Here is an 18,374-nt window from a genome sequence, read left to right as displayed (position 1 = left end):
GAAGCCCCCGCAAGCGCCTTTTCAGACCACCAGAACCATCTGCCTCATGGTCCAGATGACAGGTAGATCCATCCTTCCCGACGCGGCCAGGTCCAAACGCTGCTGGAGTCTCTCCAGCCATTCGGTTCCGAACTCCTCGACCAGAAAGGGATCATCTCTCCACACTCGGAGATTCAGCGCGAACATACGGCCCACCTGACGGGACGTAGGGCGGACTTCGGCCACATGGTCCTCGCGCAGTACGGTGCCGGGCGGGTCCGGCATCGTACTGAGCACGCGGCCGACGTCCAGCCGTTGGCCGTTCTCCCGAAGCATCGCCTCGACCACCCGCTGGTAGTCCATGGCGACGGGATGGTCGCTCTCGACACTGTCGACCTCGTCCAGAAGCAGTCTTCCGTTCGGGGCGAGCGCCCCCACCCAGCGCCCCACCACCGACGCGGTGTCGCGCAGATGGGAGAGCAACAGCCGCGCGTAGAGGAGATCCGGCCCCGCCACCGGGAAGGGCGTGGTCGTGACGTCGTGTCTGCGGAACGCCACCGGGAGGCCGTCACCCGCCTCGGCGCGGGCGAGGAACGTCACGGACCGGTCCAGCCCCACGACACATTCCGCGCGCACTTCCTCGGCGATCAGTCTCGTCGAATGCCCCGGCCCGCAGCCCAGGTCCACCGCGAGCCTCACCGGTACGGGAACGCAGCGGGAGAGGAACGACCTGCTGCTCTCGGCAAAGACCTCGGCGACCGTGGAAAGCCGTTGAGCGGCAATGTCACTGTCCCCGAACTTGTAATCCGCGCCTGAGGGTTGCCTGCCGGCGGGAACCAAGTGGACCATGGTGAGACACCCTTGAGTCGACAAGGACCGGAACGGCTGTTCCGCTCACTGCACGGCCTGACGATACTTGCCCGGGTGGACGACTGTCCCGGATTGCTTCGAAGGAGTGATGCCTTGACATCTGGAGCGGACCGGGAGCGATCAAGATTCTTCATCAGCTTCGCCGAACCAGACCGGGGCTGGGCGGAGTGGACGGCCTGGCAACTGGAGGCACACGGCTTTCGGGTGGAATTCCGGTCCCGGGACTGGGCCGCGGGCGACAATGCCGTACTGCGGCTCAACAAAGCGCTGGATCAGGGAATGGTCGTGGCGCTGTTCTCCCGGGCCTACTTCGACGAGTCGGACGGCAACAGCCGCGACTGGTCCGCGCTGCTGGCGGCGGACCGGCCCCTGATTCCCCTTCGCATCGACGACTCCACTCCCCCCACGCTGCTCCGCCCTCTGGTCGCTCCCTCCCTTTGCGGACTGGATCAGCGTGAGGCCGGGGCGGAACTGCTGCGCGCCGTCGACGGGACGCGGCGCCCCCTCCCGGAACCACCTTTCCCGGGAGTGCGGAGAGCATCGACCCCGATCTCCGCAGCGTCCCCGGCGGCCCCTCAGGTGGTTCGACCAGCGGCCGGACCTCAGTGGCGGGACGCGTGCGCCGTGCTCGTCGGCGTGGACGCCTACGATCACCTCCGCCCCGTGCCGGCGATCGCCGACAACGTCCGCGACCTCGGTGCGCTGCTGCGGTCGGCGGCATTCGGCCTGCCCGAACATCACTGCCGTCTGCTCCGCAACCCACGGGACCCCCGCCTCGTGCTGCGGGCACTGGAGTGGGCCGGGCAGATCACGGCCCGGAGCGGTGGCACCCTGCTCTTCTATTACAGCGGTCACGGCGCCCAGGACCCCGAGAGCGGACGCCTGCTGCTCTCCGGTGCGGATTCACTGCCGCACACCCCCTACACCTACCTTCATTTCGACCGCGTCCGTGAGCAGATCACGCTCAGCCCCGCTGTACGGCGGCTGGTCGTGCTCGACACCTGCTACAGCGGCGCGGCCCTGGACCTCCTGGACGACGCCTTGCCCGTGCCCAGCGTCGAAGGCAGTTTCGTGATGGCCTCGTCGGGGGCGACGGAACCTTCCCGCGAGGCGAGAGGCCGGCGGCACACCGCCTTCACGGGGACGCTGCTGGAGATCCTGGCGAACGGCCTCCCTGGCGGTCCTCCGATGCTGGACGCCGAGGCCGTCTTCGAAGGCGCCCGGTCCGCCTGCGAGACGGCGGGGTGGCCGACACCGCGCCGCCAGGTGCGGAACTCGGGGAGCAGGATCCCCGTCGTCGCCAACCGCTGGGCGGGCGATCGGCGCTGACCCTCCACCCCCGCAGGAACAGGAGACCGTGCGTTGACCGAGAACACTGCGATCGAAACCAGCACCAAGAGTCCGCCGGCGACCCGCCGGTTGTACCGCTGGCTGACACACGACGAGTCCCTCAGGCCGGGCGTCCAGGTGAGGCTGCGGAGCCGGGCCGACTCGGCGGAGCCGCTCGACGACCTGGGCGACACGATGGAGATCATCAGCGTCGTCGTGGCGAGCGTTCTGGCGCTGCCGCCCTTCATCGCCAGCGTCCGCCGTTGGTTCAGGGACCAACCGCCGCCCGCGCCCGCACCCGTGGTGCTCCGGCACGGGGACATCGCGGTCGAAATTCCGACCGACACCGACGCCGCCGTCATCTCCGCCCTGACCGCCGCACTGGCGACCCGGCCGGACCCGCCGTCCGATCCCGTGTCCGAGTGAGCAGACTCCAACAGCCCGTCCAGCCGGCCGGACGGCACGAACCGGGACGTGCCCGACGGCGGGACCTCGGCCTCGACAGAGGCTTCTCGCGTCAGGCGCAGTGGATGGCCCGGCACCCACAGAAGAACGTTTCCGCAGGTCAAAGACCTGCAAAGGTGGGGCGGGTGGGACTCGAACCCACGGCCGACGGATTATGAGTCCGCTGCTCTAACCGGCTGAGCTACCGCCCCATAGCGGCGTGTCGCGTACATGTGTGCGCGCCGTCTGCCGCAGCATAGCCGCTCATACGATCTCACGCTCCGGCTGGCCCGCCTTGCCGCGGCCGCGAGGACAGCGCCTCTGGCCTGCGCGGTTCCACCGGCGTGACACCACATGAAAAAGGACCCTCATGGGGTCCTCGTTCACGATGCTCCCCCGACTGGACTCGAACCAGTAACCTGCCGGTTAACAGCCGGCTGCTCTGCCAATTGAGCTACAGGGGACCGAGCTCCCCCGACTGGACTCGAACCAGTAACCTGCCGGTTAACAGCCGGCTGCTCTGCCAATTGAGCTACAGGGGAATGCCTCGTTGCATCGATCGCGGCTACCTGGGTATTCGCCAGGGGGCGCGCGCTCGCTGCGACACATACATTAGCGCAAGCAGGGGGGTGCTCCGCCAATCGGTTCCCTCCGGCGCCGTGCCAGGGACCTACACGAGGGAAGGGTGGCAGTCATGCGCTACAAGCTCACGTTCGTCGTCGGGCTGGCTGTGGGTTACGTGCTGGGCACGCGGGCCGGGCGCGAGCGCTACGAGAAGCTGAAGAAGTCCGCCCGGCAGGTCGCCCAGAACCCCGCCGTGCGCAACACCGCCGAGACCGCCGCCCAGCAGGGCAGGCAGTACGCGGGCAAGGCCTACCACGCGGTCAGCGACAAGGTCGGCGACCGCATGCCCGAGTCGGTGTCCAGCCGGGTGCGCTCGCTGAAGGACCGCAGCGCCCACAACGGCGGGGCCGACGACTGGGGCAGCAGCAACACCTGAGGCCCTGGCGGCGACGTCCGCGACGGCGACACCCGGCAGCAGCGCCCGGCGGCGGATCCCGCGGCCGGGCCGGTGTCATGTGTGGCCCATGTGTCCATGGCCCGGCCCTCGGCGTCCGCCCCAGGTCGCCACGTGACCGCCCGCCCCGCTCGTCCGTCCGCCCTCCTCGTCGCCGCGCGAACGCCGCGCCCTCAGCAGTCTCCGAGGGCGCGGCGAGCCGTGTCACCTGGCACGACAGGGGCGCGCCGGCCCCGCGCCCGGCGTCCCGCGCCGCCCGACGGGCGGACCCGGGCGAAGAGTGCGGCAGAATTTTCGGCATGGGGATAGTCGCCGGGTTGGACAGTTCGCCCGATTTCACTCGTATCGTCGTCTGCGACGCGGACACCGGAGCCGTGCTCCGGCAGGGATACGCGCCGCATCCGGTGGAGGGCGCCGAGGGCGGCGGGCGGCCTTCCGACGTCGATCCGCAGGCCTGGCTGCTGTCCCTGGGCGAGGCCGCGGGCGGCGGTCTGCTGGAGGGGGTGCAGGCCATCGGCGTGTCCTCGCAGCAGAACGCCGTCGTCCCCCTGGACTCGCAGGGCAACACCGTGCGGCCCGCGATGGTCGGCGGGGACAAACGGGCCCAGGTCGCGGCGGCGGACCTGGTGGACGCTCTCGGCGGGCGCGAGGCGTGGGCGCAGGCCGTGGGATGCGTGCCGCAGGCCGCCCAGCCGGTGACCAAGCTGCGCTGGCTGGCGAAGAACGAGCCCGAGGCCGCCGCGCGGACCGCGGTGCTGCTCCAGGCCCACGACTGGCTGGTGTGGCAGTTGCTCGGACGGCCCGTGAGACGGACCACCGACCGCGGCGGGGCCTCCGGGACCGGTTACTGGTCGGCCGCCACCGGCGGTTACCGGCCCGAGCTGGTGGAGCTGGCGCTCGGTCACCAGGCGATGCTGCCGGAGGTGATCGGTCCCTCCGACGCGGCCGGCACCACGCCCGAAGGGCTGCTGATCTCCGCCGGGACGGGCGAGACGATGGCCGCGGCCCTGGGGCTGGGCATCGGGCGGGGCGACGCCGTGGTGTCCCTCGGCGCGTCCGGCTCCGTCATGGCCGTGCACCCCGAGGCGCTGGTCGACCAGAGCGGGATGATCACCTCCCTGGCCGACGCGACGGGGATGCATCTGCCCGTCGTCACCACGCTGAACGCGGTGCGGACCCTGCGCGGGGCCGCGGAGCTGGTGGGGGCGCCCGATCTGGAGGCGCTGTCGGATCTGGCGATGAAGTCGACGCCCGGCTCGCACGGCCTCGTCATGCTGCCCTACCTGGAGGGCGAGCGGACCCCGAACCTGCCGCACACCGCCGGGACGCTGGCCGGGCTGCGGCGCGAGTCGATGAAGCCGGAGCACTTCGCGCGGGCCGCGTTCGAGGGGATGCTGTGCGGGCTCGCGGACGCGCTGGACGTGCTGCGCGGCCGGGGTGTGGACGTCCGGCGGATCTTCCTGCTCGGGGCCGCGGCCGAGCTGCCCGCGGTGCAGGCGGCGGCGCCCGCGCTGTTCGGGGCCCAGGTGGTCGTTCCGCAGCCCGCGGACTACGCGGCGATCGGGGCGGCCCGGCAGGCCGCTTGGGCGCTCGGCGCCTCGCAGGGCACGCTCGACCCGCGGACCCCGCCGGCCTGGCAGGGCGCGGCGGCGCAGGTGCTGGACCCGGGCGAGGAACTGGCCGTGGGGCAGGCGGTGCGGCAGCAGTTCGTCTCGGTGCGGGAGCAGACGCATCCGGGGGCGTTCCGCGCGTAGGGGTTCCTGCCCGTTCCTTCTCTCATGCCCTCACCGGGAAGGGCGGGGCGCACCGGAGTGCACGGGGCGCGTCGGGGTCACCGGGCGCGTCCGGGTGTCGCCGTGCGCGGCCGAAAGGCCGGGAACGCACTGCTGTCGGCTAAATCGGTTGAGGTAACGCGGGGGGAGTGTCCGACGATAGGGGCCAGGGGCAACCAATGCCTCTCCCCGCCGACTCCGAGAGACATAGCGTGCTCATACGACTGCTGAGGACCTACCTCAGGCCCTACCGAAAACCCATCAGCCTGCTGGTGCTCCTGCAACTGCTGCAGACCTGCGCCACCCTGTACCTGCCCACGCTGAACGCGGACATCATCGACGACGGCGTCGTCAAGGGGGACACCGGCTACATCGTGTCCTTCGGCGGCGTGATGATCGCCGTCTCGCTCGCGCAGGTCGTGTGCAACATCGGCGCCGTCTACTACGGCGCGAGGACGGCCTCCGCGATCGGCCGCGACATCCGGGGGGCGGTGTTCGACAGGGTGCAGTCCTTCTCCGCCCGCGAGGTCGGCCAGTTCGGCGCGCCCTCGCTGATCACCCGGACCACCAACGACGTCCAGCAGATCCAGATGCTGGCCCTGATGACGTTCACGCTGATGGTGTCGGCGCCCATCATGTGCGTGGGCGGGATCGTGCTGGCGCTCGGCCTCGACGTGCCGCTGTCCGGGGTGCTGGTCGCCGTGGTGCCGACCCTGGGCATCTGCGTGACGCTGATCGTGCGGCGGCTGCGCCCGCTGTTCCGGTCCATGCAGACGCGGCTGGACACCGTGAACCGGGTGCTGCGCGAGCAGATCACCGGCAACCGGGTGATCCGCGCCTTCGTCCGGGACGAGTACGAGCAGCAGCGGTTCCGCAAGGCCAACGCCGACCTCACCGACATGTCGCTGAGGACCGGCAATCTGCTGGCCCTGATGTTCCCGGTGGTCATGACGACGGTGAACCTGTCGTCGATCGCGGTCGTCTGGTTCGGTGCGCACCGCATCGACAGCGGCGGGATGCAGATCGGCGACCTGACCGCGTTCCTGGCCTACCTGATGCAGATCGTCATGTCCGTGATGATGGCCACCTTCATGTTCATGATGGTGCCGCGCGCGGAGGTGTGCGCGGAGCGCGTCCAGGAGGTGCTGGACACCTCGTCGTCGGTGGTGCCGCCGCTCGCGCCGGTCACCGAGCTGCGCCGGCACGGGCACCTGGAGATCCGGGGGGCCGGGTTCCGCTACCCGGGGGCCGAGGAGCCCGTCCTCAAGGGCATCGACCTGGTGGCCCGACCCGGTGAGACGACGGCCGTGATCGGCTCGACCGGCAGCGGCAAGTCCACACTGCTGGGGATGGTCCCGCGGCTGTTCGACGCCACCGAGGGCGAGGTCCTCGTCGACGGCGTCCCGGTGGCCGACGTCGAGCCCACGCTGCTGGCGAGGACCGTCGGGCTCGTACCGCAGAAGCCGTACCTGTTCGCGGGCACGGTGGCGACCAACCTGCGCTACGGCAATCCGGACGCCACCGACGAGGAGCTGTGGCACGCGCTGGAGGTGGCGCAGGCCAAGGACTTCGTCAGCAAGCTGGAGAACGGGCTCGACTCCCCCATCGCGCAGGGCGGCACGAACGTCTCCGGCGGCCAGCGGCAGCGGCTCGCGATCGCCCGCACGCTCGTGCAGCGGCCGGAGATCTACCTGTTCGACGACTCCTTCTCCGCCCTCGACTACGCCACCGACGCGGCGCTGCGGGCGGCGCTGGGCCGGGAGACGGCCGAGGCGACCGTGGTGATCGTCGCCCAGCGGGTGGCGACCATCCGCGACGCCGACCGGATCGTCGTCCTCGACGAGGGCCGGGTCGTCGGCGTGGGCTCGCACCACGAGCTGATGGCGGACAACGAGACCTACCGGGAGATCGTGCTCTCCCAGCTCACGGAAGCGGAGGCAGCCTGATGGCCGGGCCCATGGGGCGCATGATGGCCGGCGGCGGTCCCGAGAGCCGCACGCTGGACTTCAAGGTGTCCGGCAGGCGGCTGCTCGCCCGGTTCAAGCCGGAGCGGCTGACCCTCTACGCGATGCTGGCCTGCGTCGTCCTGAGCGTCGGTCTCAACGTGGTCGGGCCGAAGATCCTCGGCCGGGCCACCGACCTGGTGTTCGCGGGCATCGTCGGACGGCAGATGCCGGCCGGCGCGAGCAAGGAGCAGGTCCTCGACTCGATGCGCGAGCGCGGCGACGGCGGTGTCGCCGACATGCTCGGGGGCACCGACTTCACTCCCGGCCAGGGCATCGACTTCGACGCGGTCGGCCGGGTCCTGCTGTTCGCGCTCGGGGTCTTCCTGATCGCCGGCCTGCTGATGGCGGTGGCGACGCGCCTGGTCAACAAGGCCGTCAACCGGACGATGTTCCGGATGCGCGAGGACGTGCAGACGAAGCTGTCGCGGCTGCCGCTGTCGTACTTCGACAAGCGCCAGCGCGGCGAGGTCCTCTCCCGCGCGACGAACGACATCGACAACATCGGGCAGACGCTCCAGCAGTCGATGGGCCAGCTGATCAACTCGCTGCTGACCGTCATCGGCGTGCTGGCGATGATGTTCTGGGTGTCGTGGGTCCTGGCGCTCGTCGCGCTGGTGACGGTGCCGCTGTCGGCGCTGGTCGCCACGCGCGTGGGCAAGCGGTCGCAGCCGCACTTCGTGCAGCAGTGGCGCACCACCGGCAAGCTCAACGCCCACATCGAGGAGATGTACACCGGCCACACGCTGGTGAAGGTGTTCGGCCGCCAGGACGAGTCGGCGGCGCAGTTCGCCGAGCAGAACGACGCGCTGTACGAGGCCGGGTTCAAGGCGCAGTTCAACAGCGGGGTCATGCAGCCGCTGATGATGTTCGTGTCGAACATCAACTACGTGCTGGTCGCGGTGGTCGGCGGGCTGCGCGTCGCGTCGGGTTCCCTGTCCATCGGTGACGTGCAGGCGTTCATCCAGTACTCGCGCCAGTTCTCCATGCCGCTGACGCAGCTCGCGTCGATGGCGAACCTGGTGCAGTCGGGCGTCGCCTCGGCCGAGCGGGTCTTCGAGCTCCTCGACGCCGACGAGCAGGAGGCCGACCCGGCGGCGGAGCGGCCCGCGGAGCTGCGCGGGCGGGTGGCGCTGGAGGGCGTGTCCTTCCGCTACGACCCGCAGAAGCCGCTGATCGAGGACCTGTCGCTGACGGTGGAGCCCGGCCACACGGTCGCCATCGTCGGGCCGACGGGCGCCGGCAAGACGACGCTGGTGAACCTGCTCATGCGGTTCTACGACGTGTCGGGCGGGCGCATCACGCTCGACGGCGTGGACATCGCGCGGATGTCCCGCGACGAACTGCGCGCCGGGATCGGCATGGTGCTCCAGGACACGTGGCTGTTCGGCGGCACCATCGCGGAGAACATCGCCTACGGCGCGTCGCGGGACGTCACCCGGGGCGAGATCGAGGAGGCGGCGCGGGCCGCGCACGCGGACCGGTTCGTGCGCACCCTGCCCGACGGCTACGACACCGTGATCGACGACGAGGGCAGCGGGGTCAGCGCCGGTGAGAAGCAGCTGATCACCATCGCGCGGGCGTTCCTGTCCGATCCCGTGATCCTCGTGCTCGACGAGGCCACCAGCTCCGTCGACACCCGTACCGAGGTGCTGATCCAGAAGGCCATGGCCAAGCTGGCGCACGGGCGTACGTCGTTCGTCATCGCGCACCGGCTGTCGACCATCCGGGACGCCGACACGATCCTGGTGATGGAGAACGGCTCGATCGTCGAGCAGGGCGCGCACACCGAGCTGCTCGCGGCCGGCGGCGCCTACGCGCGGCTGTACCAGGCGCAGTTCGCCCAGGCGGTGGCCGAGGTGGACTAGGGGGCGCCGGGAGGCCGGGGTCGGGGCGGGGCCGCTCGGGTCGGGGGACGGCGAGCGGCTCCGCGGGTCGCCCGGTTCAGTCCAGGTAGCCGCGGAGCTGGTCCGCGAAGGCGTGGTCCCTCAGCTTGTTCAGCGTCTTCGACTCGATCTGGCGGATCCGCTCGCGGGTCACGCCGAAGATGCGGCCGATCTCCTCCAGGGTGCGTGGCCGGCCGTCGGCCAGTCCGTAGCGGAGCTGGACGACCTTGCGCTCGCGTTCGCCGAGCGTGGAGAGCACGGCGTCGAGGTGCTCGCGCAGCAGCAGGAAGGCGGCCGACTCGACGGGGCTGGCCGCGTCGCCGTCCTCGATGAGGTCGCCGAGGGCGACGTCGTCCTCCTCGCCCACCGGGGCGTGCAGGGAGACCGGCTCCTGGGCCAGGCGCAGCACTTCGCCGACGCGCTCGGGCGGGAGGTCCAGCTGGCCGGCGACCTCTTCGGCGGTGGGCTCGTAACCGCGTTCCTGGAGCATGCGGCGCTGGACGCGGACGACCCGGTTGATCAGCTCGACGACGTGCACCGGGACGCGGATGGTGCGGGCCTGGTCGGCCAGCGCGCGGGACATGGCCTGCCGGATCCACCAGGTGGCGTAGGTGGAGAACTTGTAGCCGCGGGCGTAGTCGAACTTCTCGACGGCGCGGATGAGGCCGAGGTTGCCCTCCTGCACGAGGTCGAGCATGGTGAGCCCGCGGCCGACGTAGCGCTTGGCGACGGAGACGACGAGGCGGAGGTTCGCCTCGATGAGGCGGCGTTTGGCCATCCGGCCCATGACGACGAGCCGGTCGAGGTCCAGGGCCAGTTCGCTGTCGAGGTCGGACGCGCCGGTGAGCCTCTCCTCGGCGAACAGGCCCGCCTCCACCCGTCGGGCGAGGTCGACCTCCTCGGCCGCGGTGAGCAGCGGGATCCGGCCTATCTCGCGCAGGTACTGGCGGAACAGGTCGGAGGAGGGGCCGGCGCTGTCGGTGGTGCGGGTGCGCGGCGGGGTCTCCACGGGTTCCGGTTCCGGTCCCTCTTCGAGGGCTTCGGCGGGCGGGTCCGCGGGCCCGGCGCCGGGCTCGGCGCCGGGCTCGGCCTCTGCGCCGGGTTCCGGTTGCGCGTCGGGGTCCGTCCCGGCCACGGGTCCGGGACCGGTCTCGGGGTGGTGCGCGGCGCGTTGCTGCGGCGGGACCGCGGCCAGGGCGTCGGCGTCGGCGTCCGGTTCCGCGGTGTCGCTCGGGCTGTCGGCGGTGCGGTCGGTCTGGGTCAGGGTCTGGGTCTGCACGGGGGCGACCTCCAGGATGATCGCTGCTGAGGTGAGCGGCGGCGCTACTCCGGGGGGCCGCTCCGAGGACTCAGGCACCGGGACCAGTGTGGGGTACGACACAACCTCGCCACGAGGGGCGTGCGGTGACTTTTTGCGTTCGTCCGGTGACCGTCGCGTCGTCGCGCCCGGAAACCCGGATGCCCGCGCCCGTCGTGTTCTGCGACGATGCGCCGGTGTCCGCTTCCCTGTACGAAACGCATGTGACGGTGCGCTGCACCGGCCCCGACGAGCCGCGACGGCTGAACCGTTGGGCGGCGGCGGCCGGTCTCGGGCTGACCCACATCGTGCTGGCGCGGGGCCGGATGCGCGAACAGCCCATGCTCACCCTGTCCGGTGGCCGGACGTTCGCCGAGGCGTCGGCCGGGGCGCGGGACGTGGTGGCACGGCTGATCGAGGACGGCTTCGACCCCGTGCGCGTGAAGACGGAGTCGGCGCCGTGGGCTCCGGAGGTGCCGTCGCTGCCGTGCGCGGACGGGCGGTACTTCGAGCACCATGTGAAGCTGCGGCTAGCCGCCGACGCGGACCTGCCCGCGCTGGCCGCGCGGGTGACGCCGCACGGCGCCCATCTGTCGTGGAACGCGCGGCGGGTGACGGGCCGGGGATGTCACGAGCGGTTCGTGACGCAGCGGTGCCGCGGGGTGGACGCCGAGGGCGCGGAGCGCGCTCTGGAGCGGCTGCTGACCGAGCTGACGGGTTGCGAAGTGCTGTGCGTGGAAAGGGAGTTCGTTCTCCACGACAGTGATGTGTCGGTGGACGACGGCTGGATCGAGGAGACGGTGGCGGCTTCCGGAGCGGGCCGATGAGCGGGACCTGGCGCGGTTTCGGGTGGCGTTCGGACGACATCCCGCGTGTTCCGCTGGACGAGGCCAGCCGCGCGCGGGCGGACCTGCCGAGGACGTTGCAGTGGGTGGCGGGGGACGACGTGCGGCAGCGCCCGGTCTTCGACCCGGCGATGAAGCACCACTCCAACGCCTACCGCGCGACCGACCCGAGCTTCGCCGATCCGGCCCGCGGCGAGGCCTGGCGGGCGGCCCGTCGCCGGGCGCTGGATCTCGTGCTCGCCGCGATCGCCTCGTCGCCGTGGGTGGAGTCGCTGGTGCTGCGCGGCAGTGTGCTGATGTCCGCCTGGTTCGGCGGGGCCGCCCGCGAGCCCGGGGACCTGGACTTCGTCGTCGTTCCCCACACCTGGAAGATCACCCACGAGCGCACCGGCCGGATGCTGGCGGAGATCGCGCGGGCGGCGCGGGAGACGGCCGACGCGCACGGGGAGGGCGTCACCATCTCGGCGGACGGCGCGGTGGTCGAGGACATCTGGACCTACGAGCGGGTGCCCGGGCGGCGCATGATCCTGCCGTGGAGCGCGCCGGGGCTGCCCGGCGGCCATGTCCAGCTCGACTTCGTCTTCGACGAGCGGCTGCCCGTGGAGCCGGAACCGGCCGAGCCGGCGCCCGGCGTGGTCGTGTGGGCGGCGACGCCGGAGCTGTCGCTGGCCTGGAAGCTGATGTGGATCGTCAACGACACCTACGCGCAGGGCAAGGACCTGTACGACGCCGTGCTACTGGCCGAACGGCACCCGCTTCGCCGGGACGTGCTGCACGAGGTGTTCCGCCTCGGCGGCGAGTGGCCGGACCGGCGCCGGGAGGAGATCCTGCTGGAGGACGTCGTGGAGGCGGTCGGGTACGTCGAGTGGAACCACTTCGTCACCGAGTACCCGCGGTTCGCCGACGACGAGCGGGAGTTCGCGCGGCGGCTGGTGCGGGCCGTGACGCCGACGTTCGAAGGGCCCTCACAGGGCGGCGGCGCCGTGCTCCCGTAGCGTCTGGTCGTACTGCTGAAGCACCCACAGCTCGTTCTGCACGGCGGCCACCTGCGCGGGGTCGTCGCCCGCGCCCAGCCGGGTCAGCTGGGACTGGACGTCGCGGATGCGGCGCTCGACGGCGCGGCGGCGGACCGTGACCAGCTGGGCGCCGGCGTACATCTCGTCCACCGTCTTGCGCATGATCGCCTCGACGGCGAGTTCGGTGACCATCGCCCGTACCGCGTCGTCGGGGGCGGCCTCCCGGACCCGGACGAGGTACTCCGGGCCGTCCTGGACGCCCCACTCGGCGCCGCCCGCGTCCATGATGGCCTGGCGCACAGCGGCGTAGGGGGCGGCGGTGAACTCGTCGACGCCGTACGCGTCGAACGCCGGGGAGACCAGTTCGGGGCGTTGCAGGGCCAGTTTGAGCAGCTCGCGCTCGGTGGCGTAGACGGCGTTGCGCAGGTTGAGGGCGGGCCCGCCGGCGGCGGACCGGGGGGCGGCGTCGTAGGGCTGGGGGCCGCGGCCGGCCGGCGCGGGGCCCTTGCCGCCGCGGTCGCGCGCCCAACGGGCCAGCTGGGCCACGCGCTTGACGACGAACTGGGTGTCCAGGATGCCGAGCATCCCGGCGAGCTGGACGGCGACCTCGTGCTGGGCCCCGCTGTTCTTGATGCGGGCGACGATCGGGGCGGCCTCGTCGAGGGCCGCGGCGCGGCCCGCCGGGGTGTCGAGGTCGTAGCGCACGACGATCTGGCGGAGCGCGAACTCGAAGAGGGGGGTGCGGGGTTCGACGAGGTCGGCGACGGCCTCGTCGCCCTTGGCGAGGCGCAGGTCGCAGGGGTCCATGTTGTCCGGCGCGATGGCGATGTACGTCTCGGCGGCGAACTTCTGGTCGTCCTCGAAGGCGCGCAGGGCCGCTTTCTGGCCGGCGGCGTCGCCGTCGAAGGTGAAGATCACGCGGGCGCTGCCGTTGTCCATCAGCAGCCGGCGCAGGATCTTGATGTGGTCGCCGCCGAAGGCCGTGCCGCAGGTCGCGATGGCGGTGGTGACGCCCGCGAGGTGGCAGGCCATGACGTCGGTGTAGCCCTCGACGACGACCGCGCGGGACGACTTGGCGATGTCCTTCTTCGCCAGGTCGATGCCGTAGAGGACCTGGGACTTCTTGTAGATCGCGGTGTCGGGCGTGTTGAGGTACTTCGGCCCGTTGTCGGCCTCGTACAGCTTGCGCGCTCCGAAGCCGACGACCTCGCCGCCGATGTCGCGGATGGGCCACATCAGACGGCCCCGGAAGCGGTCGATCGGCCCCCGGCGGCCTTCCTGGGCGAGCCCCGACAGCAGGATCTCCTTGTCGGAGAAGCCCTTGCCGCGCAGGAAGCGGGTGAGGTGGTCCCAGCCCTGGGGGCTGTAGCCGACGCCGAAGTGGACGGCGGCCGCCTGGTCGAAACCGCGCTCGGCGAGGAAGACCCGGCCGGTCTCGGCCTCGGGACTCAGCGCGAGCTGTTCGGCGTACCAGTCGGCGGCGACCTTGTGGGCCTCGACCAGGCGGATGCGTTCGCCGCGCTGGTGGGAGGGGTTGTAGCCGCCCTCCTCGTAGCGCAGGGTGATGCCGGCCTGGGCGGCGAGGCGCTCGACGGCCTCGGAGAAGGTGAGGTGGTCGACCTTCATCACGAACGTGATGGTGTCGCCGCCCTCCTGGCAGCCGAAGCAGTGGAAGAGGCCCTTGGCGGGGCTCACCTGGAAGGACGGCGACTTCTCGTCGTGGAAGGGGCACAGGCCCTTGAGGTTGCCGCCGCCCGCGTTGCGCAGCTGGAGGTACTCGGACACCACGGCGTCGATCGGGACCGCGTCCCGAACAGCCTTCACGTCCTCGTCGTTGATCCGTCCTGCCACGTGGTGATTCTACGGGGGTGCGCCGACATCCCCGGCGAACGGCGACCGGGGCGCGGGCGGGAGCGGGGGCCGGGGCGGGCACGGCACGGGGGCGGGGGCCGGCACGGGAGCGGGGTCCCGCGCCCGCCCCGGGCGCCCGCCCCCCGCCCCGGTCCTAGCCTCCGAGGGTTTCCAGCGGCACGTGGGGGTCGGCCAGGGCCTCGGTGTCCACGGCCGTCCCCGAGGCGATCAGTTTCTGGATCGGCGCTGTGACGTCCCACACGTTCACGTTCATTCCGGCGAGGACGCGTCCCTCCTTGACCCAGAACGCGATGAACTCGCGCTTTCCCGCGTCGCCGCGGATGACGACCTCGTCGTACGTGCCCGGCGGGGCCCATCCGCTGTACTCCATGCCCAGGTCGTACTGGTCGGAGAAGAAGTAGGGCACGCGGTCGTAGGAGACGGTCCTGCCCAGCATCGCGCGGGCGGCCGCCGGTCCGCCGTTGAGGGCGTTGGCCCAGTGCTCCACCCGCAGCCGGGTGTCGAAGAGAGCGTGCGGGAACGACGCGACGTCGCCGGCCGCGTACACGTGCGGGTCGGAGGTGCGCAGCGAGGCGTCGACGGCCACGCCGCCGCCGTGGGCGCGGTCGGCGATCTCCAGTCCGGCCGCCTCCGCGAGCGCGGTGCGCGGGGCCGCGCCGATCGCCGCGAGGACGTCGTGGGCGGGGTGCTCCTCGCCGTCGTCGGTGCGGGCGGCGAGGACCATGCCGTCCTGGCCGACGATCTCCGTGAGGCGGGCGCCGAAGTGGAAGCGGACGCCGTGCTCGCGGTGCAGGTCGGCGAAGAGCGCGCCCAGCTCCGGGCCGAGCACGCCGTGCAGCGGGGTGGGCTCCGGTTCGACGACGGTGACCTCGGCTCCGTACTCGCGGGCCGCGGCCGCGACCTCCAGGCCGATCCAGCCGCCGCCGGCGATCACCAGGTGCCCGTTGTCGCGGCCGAGGGCGGCCAGGACGCCCTTGAGGCGCTCGGCGTGCGCGAGCCGGCGCAGATGGTGCACGCCCGCGAGGTCGGTGCCGGGGACGTCCAGCCGGCGCGGTTCGGCGCCGGTGGCCAGGAGCAGCTTGTCGTAGTGGGCGAGCGTGCCGTCGTCCCCGAAGCGGACCGTTCTGGCGGCGCGGTCGATCGCGTCGACGGTCTGCCCCAGGTGCAGCTCGACGTCGTTTCGCGCGTACCAGGCGGGCTCGTGCACGAAGACGCTCTCGCGCGCGTCCTTGCCGAGCAGGTACCCCTTGGACAGCGGTGGCCGCTCGTAGGGGTGCTCGCGTTCGTCGCAGATCAGTATCACGCGGCCGGTGAAGCCCTCCGCCCGCAGCGTCTCGGCCGCCTTGGCGCCGGTCAGGCCTCCTCCGACGATGACGAATGTCTGATCCGCGTCGACCACGTGATGCCTCCTACCCGGGGATCTGGGGAGTGTCCCCCAGATGACACTGTGCTTGTCGCCTCATGCGAGCGTCCCGCACGGAGCGGGGCGGGGGAAGGGGGACGTGCCCGATCACGGCGCGCGGGCGCTCGTTCGGGCCCGTTCGGGCGTACCGCGCGCGCCCTCGGCCGCGGCCCCGCCGCGTCCAGCCCGCGGTCCCGGCGACGCCCCCGGTCACGGTCCGGTGCGCCCCGTGAGGCGGGCGTGCAGCGAGCGCGCCGAGGCGTCGGTGAGGGACGCGATCTGGTCCACGACGACGCGCTTGCGGGCGCGGTCGTCGGCGGCCCCCTCGAACAGGGCGCGGAACTGGGGGTCGAGGCCGTCGGGGGCGCGCACGGTGAGGGCGTCGGCCAGCTCGCTGATGACGACGCGCTGGTCGGCGCGCAGCAGCGCCTGTTCGGCGCGCTGCATGACGTACCGGTCGGCGACCGCCTTGAGGACCGCGCACTCCAGGCGCGTCTCGTACGGGACGACGAGTTCCGCGTCGTAGCGGGTCAGGGGGCCGGTGCCGTGCCGCGCGCGGGTGGCGCCCTCGGCGGCGAGGCAGAAACGGCCGATGAGCTGACTGGTGGCGTCCTTCAGGCGGGCCTGGGCGGCCGCCGTGCCGTCGTAGCCGTGCGGCCACCACGGCTGGTCCTGGAGCCGGTCGAGGGCGGCCGCGAGTTCGGCCGGATCGGTGCCGGCGGGCACGTAGCGGCCGACGGCGACCCGGAAGACCTCCTCCCGCTCGGGCCCGGCGTGCAGGCAGTCGGGATCGATGTGCCCCGCGTGCAGGCCGTCCTCCACGTCGTGCACCGAGTACGCGACGTCGTCCGCCCAGTCCATGACCTGCGCCTCGAAGCAGGTGCGGGCGCCGGGGGCCTCCTTGCGGACCCAGTCGAAGACGGGCCGGTCGTCCTCGTAGACGCCGAACTTCGGCGAGGCGGGGTCGGTGGGGTGCGCGCCGCGGGCCCAGGGGTACTTGGTGGCGGCGTCGAGAGCGGCCCGGGTGAGGTTGAGGCCCACCGACCCCTCGGGCGTGAAGCGCTTCGGCTCGATGCGGGTGAGGAGCCTCAGCGACTGCGCGTTGCCCTCGAAGCCGCCGCAGTCGCGCGCGAAGTCGTTGAGCGCCTGCTCGCCGTTGTGCCCGAACGGGGGGTGACCGAGGTCGTGGGAGAGACAGGCAGCCTCGACCAGATCGGGGTCGCAGCCCAGGGCCGCGCCGAGTTCCCGCCCGACCTGGGCGCACTCCAGGGAGTGGGTGAGGCGGGTGCGCGGGGTGGCGTCCCAGGCGTCCGTGCGGGTGCCGGGCGTCACCACCTGGGTCTTGCCGGCGAGTCTCCTGAGCGCCGAGGAGTGCAGGATGCGGGCGCGGTCGCGCTGGAAGGCGGTGCGGCCGGGCCGCTTGTCGGGCTCCGCCGCCCAGCGTTCCGTTGACGGCAAGTCGTAGGGCATGCCTCGACAGTAAGCGGCCGCACCGACAATCGGGCGCCGCTCGGCCGCGGGGGCGGTGGCGGTGGCACGCCGGCCGGATTCCGGGGGCGTACCGGTTCGGGGGCCGGGTGCGGTGTCCGGGCGGGGCGTGGTCGCCTACCGGGTGCGGTGCCGGGGCGGCGTACCCGTGGGACGCACGGTGCGGGGGGGGTGAGTCGTGTGCGGTGGCTGCGGTCGCTCGTCCGCGCGCGGTGGAACCGCTGGACGGGAGCGGGGCGACGCCCAGTCGGAGGCGCGGGGCACAGGGCGCGGTCCACGGGGCGCGGGGCACGGGACGCACGGCGCAGGGGCGGCGCCGTTGCGCGCCGCCGTCCGGGCCGGCGTCCCGTCAGGCCGCGCTGCTCTCGGTCCCGGCCGCGAGCGCCCGGTCGTAGCGGTGGAGCAGCAGGTCGGCCATCGCGGGGTGGGTGCCCAGGGGGGCCGACGCGATCCAGGGCGCCGCTTGCGCGCACTCCGTCGCGAAGCGGCCGGGAGCGGTGAAGCAGGAGGCGACCGCCACCCTGTCACGGCCCCGCGCCGCCAGGGCGCGCAGCGCCGTCGTGACCGTCGGGGCCGCCGTCGACGCGTAGGCGGGGACGACCGGGACGCCGAGCCGTCCGGCCAGCAGCCGGGCCGTGCGGCGGGTGTCGAGGGCCGAGTCGGGATCGCGCGATCCCGCGGCGGCGAGGACGACCGCGCTCGCGGCGCGCTCCGCCGGTGTCATGTCGGTGCGCCAGCCCGCCTCGACGAGCCGGGCGAGCAGGGCCTCGGCGAGCAGGGGGTGCGGGCCCAGCGGCGCGGCCACGCGCGTGCGTACCCGGACCGCCGCGGCCGCCTCGGGGATGTCCCGCTTGACGTGGTGGCCGCGGGCCAGGAGCAGGGGCGCCAGGACGGCGTCCGCGGTGCCGCGGGCGTCGAGGTCGGCGAGGGTGTCCGTCAGCAGCGGCTCGTTCAGCTCGATGTGGCCCAGGCGGACCGGCAGGCCGGGGCGGCGGGCGCGCACCTCGTCCAGCAGGGCGCGGACGGTGCTCAGGGCGCGCGGGTCGCGGCTGCCGTGGGCGACGACCACCAGCGTGGGCCGGCAGGCGTTCCGGCGGGCGTCGAGCTGCACGAGGCTTGACTGGCTCATGTCTCCATCCTGGCGGCACGAGGT

At 72.4% G+C, this 18,374-nt stretch carries 14 protein-coding genes and 3 tRNA genes; 8 read left to right on the top strand and 9 right to left on the bottom strand.

All coding sequences use genetic code 11. The features are described 5' to 3' along the window. Window positions 1–21: 21 nt before the first annotated feature. Entirely contained in the window at window positions 22–828 is an 807-nt protein-coding gene (locus tag ACGFSH_RS02765) for a class I SAM-dependent methyltransferase (RefSeq protein WP_393344261.1), read from the bottom strand. 114 nt (window positions 829–942) lie between these two features. On the opposite strand from ACGFSH_RS02765, the gene ACGFSH_RS02760 reads away from it, so the two are divergent. Continuing rightward, window positions 943–2,178, top strand: a complete 1,236-nt coding sequence (locus tag ACGFSH_RS02760; RefSeq protein WP_393344259.1) for a TIR domain-containing protein — start codon at window positions 943–945, stop codon at window positions 2,176–2,178. Between the two features lie 33 nt (window positions 2,179–2,211). Continuing rightward, window positions 2,212–2,604, top strand: a complete 393-nt coding sequence (locus ACGFSH_RS02755) for a hypothetical protein (RefSeq protein WP_393344257.1) — start codon at window positions 2,212–2,214, stop codon at window positions 2,602–2,604. Between the two features lie 156 nt (window positions 2,605–2,760). Here ACGFSH_RS02755 and ACGFSH_RS02750 read toward each other — a convergent pair. From ACGFSH_RS02750 to ACGFSH_RS02740, 3 genes are all read right to left on the bottom strand, one after another. Further along, window positions 2,761–2,834, bottom strand: a tRNA-Ile gene (locus tag ACGFSH_RS02750). A gap of 179 nt (window positions 2,835–3,013) precedes the next feature. Next, a tRNA-Asn gene (locus tag ACGFSH_RS02745) sits at window positions 3,014–3,086 on the bottom strand. 5 nt (window positions 3,087–3,091) lie between these two features. Next, window positions 3,092–3,164: transfer RNA gene (locus tag ACGFSH_RS02740), tRNA-Asn, on the bottom strand. A gap of 152 nt (window positions 3,165–3,316) precedes the next feature. Here ACGFSH_RS02740 and ACGFSH_RS02735 point away from each other — a divergent pair. The 4 genes from ACGFSH_RS02735 (at window position 3,317) to ACGFSH_RS02720 (ending at window position 9,283) form a co-directional block, all read left to right on the top strand. After that, a complete protein-coding gene (locus ACGFSH_RS02735) occupies window positions 3,317–3,622 on the top strand; it encodes a YtxH domain-containing protein (RefSeq protein WP_393344255.1) in 306 nt (101 codons plus the stop codon). A 317-nt stretch (window positions 3,623–3,939) separates the two neighbouring features. Further along, on the top strand, window positions 3,940–5,394 hold the full coding sequence (locus ACGFSH_RS02730; RefSeq protein ID WP_393344253.1) for an FGGY-family carbohydrate kinase: 1,455 nt from the start codon (window positions 3,940–3,942) through the stop codon (window positions 5,392–5,394). 230 nt (window positions 5,395–5,624) lie between these two features. Further along, complete coding sequence (locus ACGFSH_RS02725) at window positions 5,625–7,358, top strand: ABC transporter ATP-binding protein (protein ID WP_393344251.1); 1,734 nt, start codon at window positions 5,625–5,627, stop codon at window positions 7,356–7,358. Then, window positions 7,358–9,283 (top strand): ABC transporter ATP-binding protein, encoded by a 1,926-nt coding sequence (locus ACGFSH_RS02720; protein WP_393344249.1) that lies wholly within the window; start codon window positions 7,358–7,360, stop codon window positions 9,281–9,283. The genes ACGFSH_RS02725 and ACGFSH_RS02720 overlap by 1 nt, the downstream gene beginning before the upstream one ends. Before the next feature lie 76 nt (window positions 9,284–9,359). Here the strand turns inward: ACGFSH_RS02720 and ACGFSH_RS02715 are convergent, their stop codons facing one another. Continuing rightward, window positions 9,360–10,658 carry a sigma-70 family RNA polymerase sigma factor gene (locus tag ACGFSH_RS02715; protein WP_393344247.1) on the bottom strand — a complete coding sequence of 433 codons (1,299 nt, stop codon included), beginning with the start codon at window positions 10,656–10,658 and terminating at the stop codon, window positions 9,360–9,362. A 101-nt stretch (window positions 10,659–10,759) separates the two neighbouring features. On the opposite strand from ACGFSH_RS02715, the gene ACGFSH_RS02710 reads away from it, so the two are divergent. Both ACGFSH_RS02710 and ACGFSH_RS02705 read left to right on the top strand, forming a co-directional pair. Next, the gene (locus tag ACGFSH_RS02710; protein ID WP_393344245.1) at window positions 10,760–11,425 is read left to right on the top strand and encodes a hypothetical protein; all 666 of its coding nucleotides are present in this window, start codon (window positions 10,760–10,762) and stop codon (window positions 11,423–11,425) included. Continuing rightward, the gene (locus ACGFSH_RS02705) at window positions 11,422–12,438 is read left to right on the top strand and encodes a nucleotidyl transferase AbiEii/AbiGii toxin family protein (protein WP_393344243.1); all 1,017 of its coding nucleotides are present in this window, start codon (window positions 11,422–11,424) and stop codon (window positions 12,436–12,438) included. Before ACGFSH_RS02710 ends, ACGFSH_RS02705 begins: the two co-directional genes overlap by 4 nt. Here ACGFSH_RS02705 and dnaG read toward each other — a convergent pair. The 4 genes from dnaG to ACGFSH_RS02685 all read right to left on the bottom strand — a co-directional run bounded on the left by dnaG (window position 12,409) and on the right by ACGFSH_RS02685 (window position 18,350). After that, window positions 12,409–14,310: a DNA primase gene (dnaG, locus tag ACGFSH_RS02700; RefSeq protein WP_393344241.1), complete on the bottom strand. Its 1,902-nt coding sequence runs from the start codon at window positions 14,308–14,310 to the stop codon at window positions 12,409–12,411. The two genes, ACGFSH_RS02705 and dnaG, sit on opposite strands and share 30 nt — an antisense overlap. A gap of 154 nt (window positions 14,311–14,464) precedes the next feature. Next, a complete protein-coding gene (locus ACGFSH_RS02695; RefSeq protein ID WP_393344239.1) occupies window positions 14,465–15,730 on the bottom strand; it encodes an NAD(P)/FAD-dependent oxidoreductase in 1,266 nt (421 codons plus the stop codon). Between the two features lie 213 nt (window positions 15,731–15,943). After that, on the bottom strand, window positions 15,944–17,203 hold the full coding sequence (locus ACGFSH_RS02690) for a deoxyguanosinetriphosphate triphosphohydrolase (protein WP_393344237.1): 1,260 nt from the start codon (window positions 17,201–17,203) through the stop codon (window positions 15,944–15,946). 367 nt (window positions 17,204–17,570) lie between these two features. Next, window positions 17,571–18,350: a sirohydrochlorin chelatase gene (locus tag ACGFSH_RS02685; protein WP_393344235.1), complete on the bottom strand. Its 780-nt coding sequence runs from the start codon at window positions 18,348–18,350 to the stop codon at window positions 17,571–17,573. Between the last annotated feature and the right edge of the window lie 24 nt (window positions 18,351–18,374).

Origin of the sequence: Streptomyces sp. NPDC048481, assembly GCF_043200075.1 — a bacterium.
Classification (GTDB): domain Bacteria; phylum Actinomycetota; class Actinomycetes; order Streptomycetales; family Streptomycetaceae; genus Streptomyces.
Note: the sequence above shows the minus strand (reverse complement) of the source record. Positions and strands in the feature narration are given on the sequence as shown.